This window comes from Chamaesiphon sp. OTE_20_metabat_361, from assembly GCF_031364565.1.
In genome coordinates this window covers 1-4,986 of the sequence record NZ_JANLWO010000164.1, presented here as the reverse complement: position 1 = coordinate 4,986, position 4,986 = coordinate 1, and the positions used below count along the sequence as shown (strand labels likewise).

The 4,986-nt window shown below is 44.0% G+C and carries 5 protein-coding genes and 1 pseudogene; 5 read left to right on the top strand and 1 reads right to left on the bottom strand.

Annotation, left to right across the window (positions count from 1 at the left end):
- Both RMO35_RS04565 and RMO35_RS04560 read left to right on the top strand, forming a co-directional pair.
- On the top strand, nucleotides 1-477 hold a 477-nt coding region (locus tag RMO35_RS04565), incomplete at its 5' end, for an aconitase family protein (protein WP_309738873.1).
- 283 nt (nucleotides 478-760) lie between these two features.
- Nucleotides 761-1,144: an endonuclease domain-containing protein gene (locus tag RMO35_RS04560; protein WP_396135599.1), complete on the top strand. Its 384-nt coding sequence runs from the start codon at nucleotides 761-763 to the stop codon at nucleotides 1,142-1,144.
- A gap of 4 nt (nucleotides 1,145-1,148) precedes the next feature.
- Here the strand turns inward: RMO35_RS04560 and RMO35_RS04555 are convergent, their stop codons facing one another.
- Entirely contained in the window at nucleotides 1,149-2,843 is a 1,695-nt protein-coding gene (locus tag RMO35_RS04555) for a HEAT repeat domain-containing protein (RefSeq protein ID WP_309738871.1), read from the bottom strand.
- 645 nt (nucleotides 2,844-3,488) lie between these two features.
- Between RMO35_RS04555 and RMO35_RS04550 the strand changes: the two genes are divergently transcribed.
- The 3 genes and pseudogenes from RMO35_RS04550 to RMO35_RS04540 all read left to right on the top strand — a co-directional run.
- Nucleotides 3,489-3,806 carry a hypothetical protein gene (locus tag RMO35_RS04550; protein ID WP_309738870.1) on the top strand — a complete coding sequence of 106 codons (318 nt, stop codon included), beginning with the start codon at nucleotides 3,489-3,491 and terminating at the stop codon, nucleotides 3,804-3,806.
- Nucleotides 3,803-4,159: a hypothetical protein gene (locus tag RMO35_RS04545; protein WP_309738869.1), complete on the top strand. Its 357-nt coding sequence runs from the start codon at nucleotides 3,803-3,805 to the stop codon at nucleotides 4,157-4,159. The genes RMO35_RS04550 and RMO35_RS04545 overlap by 4 nt, the downstream gene beginning before the upstream one ends.
- 85 nt (nucleotides 4,160-4,244) lie before the next feature.
- Nucleotides 4,245-4,845, top strand: a pseudogene (locus tag RMO35_RS04540) (DNA adenine methylase); the annotation flags it as partial.
- Between the last annotated feature and the right edge of the window lie 141 nt (nucleotides 4,846-4,986).

Genomic DNA, 4,986 nt, shown 5'->3' with positions numbered 1-4,986 from the left:
AATATCGGACACTACCGCGCCACCGCCAAAGTCCTCGACGGCGAACCCCCAGTCACCACCCAGTTGTGGATTTGTCCCCCCACCCGCATGGACGAATCCCAACTCAAAGCCGAAGGTATGTACGCGATCTTCGATGCCGCTGGTGCACGGACAGAAATGCCAGGATGCAGTCTCTGTATGGGCAATCAAGCCCGCACCGCCGATAATGCCACGGTATTCTCGACATCTACCCGCAATTTCAATAACCGGATGGGTAAAGGTGCCCAAGTCTATCTCGGTTCGGCAGAATTAGCCGCTGTTTGTTCGCTGTTGGGGCGGATTCCGACGGTACCGGAATATCTGGATTTGATGAGTAAGAAAATCAATCCGTTTGCCGGAGATCTGTATCGTTATCTCAATTTCGACCAGATTTCTGGTTTTGAAGATGAAGGGCGAACTGTCTCGGTTGATGACGTGAGAAAGCTAGCCGAAGTCTAAAAACGATCGCATGAGAAATCCCCTCCTCGGAGGGGTGCCCAAAGGGCGGGGTGGGTTCAACCTTCGCTAATTACTAATCGACCAATTCTGGGTACACTAAACCTGTAATTTGATTATTCGATCGATGTCAGAGCCGAAATTAGAGAATTGCGATCGATCTGAGCGGTTAGAATTAGAGGGATCGATCGAAAGTATGCCACCTAATCCCAAACATTCGGGCTTTATGAGTGTAAGCGGAGATCTACCCACCCCGCCCGTTGGGCACCCCTCCGAGGAGGGGATTTTGCCTAGTGAGAGGCGTGAGATTATTGGGTATGAGCGGTATTTGAAGGATTTGGCTCGGAAGTTACGGCAGAATATGACTTTGGGTGAGGTGTTGTTGTGGCAACGATTGAAACGGAAGCAGATGCGGGGTTATGATTTTGACAGGCAACGTCCAATAGATAGATATATTGTCGATTTCTATTGCAAGGATTTGAAGCTAGCTATTGAAATTGATGGCAGCAGTCACGACGGTGAAGAAGCAAAGGTTAATGATGAAATTAGACAAGAACGGTTGGAATCTCTGGGTGTGAGATTTTTAAGGTTTACTGATGCTGAGGTGAAGCGGAATATGGAAATGGTGGTGGATTCGATCGAGCTATGGATCGACGAATCGAGTCTGTAAATAATTATTGAATATTGAGCTTTTCAATTTCGTAATTATAGAAACCTAACGCATGTGCCGATCTGATTTTCAGAGTTTTTACTGCCTCTGGTGTTATTTCTGGTTTAGAAGGAACTAGATCAGTAATTATCCTGAATAAAGCATCACGGACAACTGTTCGATCACTGAATTTTTCAAGAGCTTGGATTGAATAATAACCTACCCACCAATCTTTATTGGCGAGGGAATTAATGAGAGCAGGAATCGCAATTTCATTGTCAGATTTAATCAATGCTTTTGCGGCACAAATACGGACTGAATAGTGTTCATCATTCAACGCATTAATTAGCTCATAAATAAAAACAGAATCGCCTAGTTCACCCAATATTTCAATCACAGATTTACGTACACAATCAGAGCGATCTTTTAGTGCATTTATCAATGATGAAATTACTGATATCGCTTCATTTTCAATAAAATTTGCAATTGCACGTACAGCCGAGTTGCGAATACTAGGATTCTCATCTGTTTGTAAAACATCGATTAAAAATGAAATTTCAGACTCACCACCTAAATTACCAAGTGCCTCTACTGCTTTACCTCTTGAATAGTGGTCTCCATTCATCACAGCTTTTCTTAAAGCCGGAATAGCGATACTATTTCCCAATTTCCCTAGTACTTCTGCTGCTCTATAACTTGTATTCTTATTTTCAAGAGCATCAATAATTGTAAAAACGGCAGCATTACTATTAACTTCGCCCAGTACCTCTATTAGGTCATCTCGATTTTTCGATTTAAGAGCATCAATTAAAATAGATGTAGCAATAGGATCGCCTAATTTAGCTAATGTCTTTTCTGCCTCTATCCTTAAAATCTGATTTCCATGTTCTAGAGTCTTCCTTAATGCCGCAAGAGCAGTTTCACCCCCTATTTCTCCTAAAGCTTCGATCGCATTAACATACACCTCATAATAAATCTCATCATCGAGAGCATGAATTAGTGCTGGTACAGCATCAACAGCACCCAGTTTTCCTAATGCCTTCGCTGCCTCCGCTGCTACATTTCGATAATCTGATGAATCATTCTCAAGCGCACTAATTAATGCAGGGACAGCATCTGTGGCACCCATCGATCCTAATGTTCGGATAATTTCTTGGCGTACATATTCACATTCATGATTTAGAGCTTCGAGCAAACTTGTAATAACTACGTTGCCGCCTACTTTCTCTAACGAAAATGCTGCTGATTCTCTTACCTCGAAGTCACGATTCTGAAGAGCTTTAACCAAACAGGGGATTGTTGATTCAGTACCAAACGATCCCAACACTCTTACCGCCTGAATGTTTAATGCGTGTTCATAATGTTGATAACATCCACGTTCGATCGCATCCATTAATCCTGGAATAGCAGCATCCGATCGAGTTAATCCCAACAGATCGACTCTCTCCCGATCTGAGATTTCGAGCGCATATATCATCCCTACTGTTTTCTCCTGAAACTGAGTCTGTACAGATCCTGCCAACCGCGCCCCTAGAAGCAAATCTACTTCTAGAGCTAGTCGAACAATTCGTAAGATATGAGATTCATCTTCTAACTCTGCCAATATCTGAACGATAGATTCAGTCCATTTGAGCCGATTCAAATAGAAATACTGAAATCTAAGATCGTCCGTAAAGTCAGGATGTCTCTCACGCAATTTTAGTAGCAGTTCTGCAATCATTTTTGTTTAGGTTTTCGCCCAGAAATCTGTGGTGGAGCTATTTTTATCTGGAGCGGGACAGGCGGGATTGATGCAGTAGCTCATAGCTCAGGCGGCTGAGGTAGGAATATTCGTGCGTACAATTAGTATTCCCATTCCCCACCCACAAGTCAATAAAATCCCCTCCTCGGAGGGGTGCCCAACGGGCGGGGTGGGTAGATCTTCGCGACTCACTCACTAATTATCGATCGCGGTTACACTCAATCCAAAATTAGATTCTACCAGAAATGTCAGAATTAGAAGACTCGATCAAGAATTGCGATCGGTCTCAGCGTTTAGAATTAGAGGATTCGATCGAAAGTACTCCATCCAATTCTAAGCATTCGGGGAGAGAGTGTGTAAGCGGAGATCTAACCCACCCCGCCCTTCGGGCACCCCTCCGAGGAGGGGATTTACATGCGGAAGTTAATAGTTGAGGGATAATATGACTACTCCACTAAACAGCACTTTTCGGTGAGATTCAACTAAAGACTATGGGAAAATCGCTCGCTTTTGGCTGATATGGCGGCAAATATAGCCACCTCGACTGGCTCTTACCGGACGATCGATTCACTCGTATTGGTATAATGGGAATACAGAGAGGACTAAACAAGCTTTAGATCTGATATGACCAACATTTCCTATCCCATTTCAATCCATCCACCACAGAGTGAAAGCGATCGCGTCGAGCTATCAAAGCTATTAGAATACCTCGATCGATCGCCCTCCGAAGTCAATCGTAGACTGCAAATAATAGTTAGATCAATCTTAGCTGGAGAATCAATTTCGGTAGTCAGCCAAGAGCGCAACTTATCGGGTGAATCTCTACAGCCGCAAGATAAAATCCGTGCTGAAAGTCTGCGAGAAATTATTGCAATGACAGAAGAGGAAGGGGGATATGAAGATAACTATATTCGATCGGTAATGGCGAGCATAGATGAATGACAAAAAAAGCTTTGCTCGATGCCTGCACTATCTTTGGAATGCCAATTAAAGATACTTTGTTTACTGCTGCATTTCAAGGAGTTTTTCAACTTTATCTTTCTGAGGAGATTTTAAAAGACTTTCCGGTCAGATCTTATCAAGATTATAATCTTTCGGTGTTGCATCCAGATAATTTTTTGTTAGATCTTTGCGACTATTGCGGCGATGAAGCATTAATAAATGTTCTAGAAGAGCAATCTCATAGTCTAAAGAAAACGTCAATATCGCCATTACAAATTCTCGATAAGTTAAGAATAAATAGATGCAATAAATTCGCAGACAGGCTCTGTAGAGCGATCGGCGATCGCTTCTAGATTAAGTCTTTCTCGATCTCTTGTCCTGAAGAGTTTATCGCTATCTTTGGATCTATTTATATAACTTTAATCAAAACTAAAGACTATGGGAAAATCGATCGCATTTGGCTGGTATGGCGGAAAATATAGCCACCTCGACTGGCTCTTACCCCTACTACCACCATCACAACATTTTTGCGACGTATTTGGTGGCTCCGCTGCTGTCATCATCAATCGCCCTCCGTCTCCCGTTGAAACTTACAACGATATCCACAGCGAAGTCGTGAACTTTTTCCGCGTCCTCCGCGACCAAAAGGAATCCCTGATTGAAGCCATCGGTTTAACACCTTTCTCCCGTGAGGAACTAGCATTAGCAAGCCTTCGCCAGACAGAAGGAATCACCGAACTAGAACGCGCTCGACGTTTTTTCGTGTGTGCTAGACAAGTCCGAACAGAGACTGGCTCAAACATCCAGCGCGGGACGGTGGGCGCATTGCCTATTAACCAGTCGCGCTGGCATGTCAGGTGCGGTGTCTCGGTGGCTCGGTAGTATCGACGATTTATCACTCATTGCTCAAAGACTCTTGCGCGTTCAAATCGAGAATGCACCTGCGATCGATGTCATCCGACGATATGATAGTGCTGATACGCTCTTCTACTGCGACCCACCTTACTCCCACGGTGCGCGTGGTGATTCCAAAGCATACGGGCGTTGCTGGATTAAGGTATGATTAACAGCGATCGAGAGTAGAAATCAGCAGCCAGTAGAGGAGGTAGAATGATGGAATGTCCTGTGCTTGGGTCGGTTGCATGGACGGGGAACCCGTCCGCACCGACTCCGCAATGTA

Coding starts and splice junctions, on each gene's coding strand:
- RMO35_RS04550 (WP_309738870.1), top strand. CDS start 3,489: ATGACCAACATTTCCTATCCCATTTCAATCCATCCACCACAGAGTGAA.
- RMO35_RS04545 (WP_309738869.1), top strand. CDS start 3,803: ATGACAAAAAAAGCTTTGCTCGATGCCTGCACTATCTTTGGAATGCCA.
- RMO35_RS04555 (WP_309738871.1), bottom strand. CDS start 2,843: ATGATTGCAGAACTGCTACTAAAATTGCGTGAGAGACATCCTGACTTT.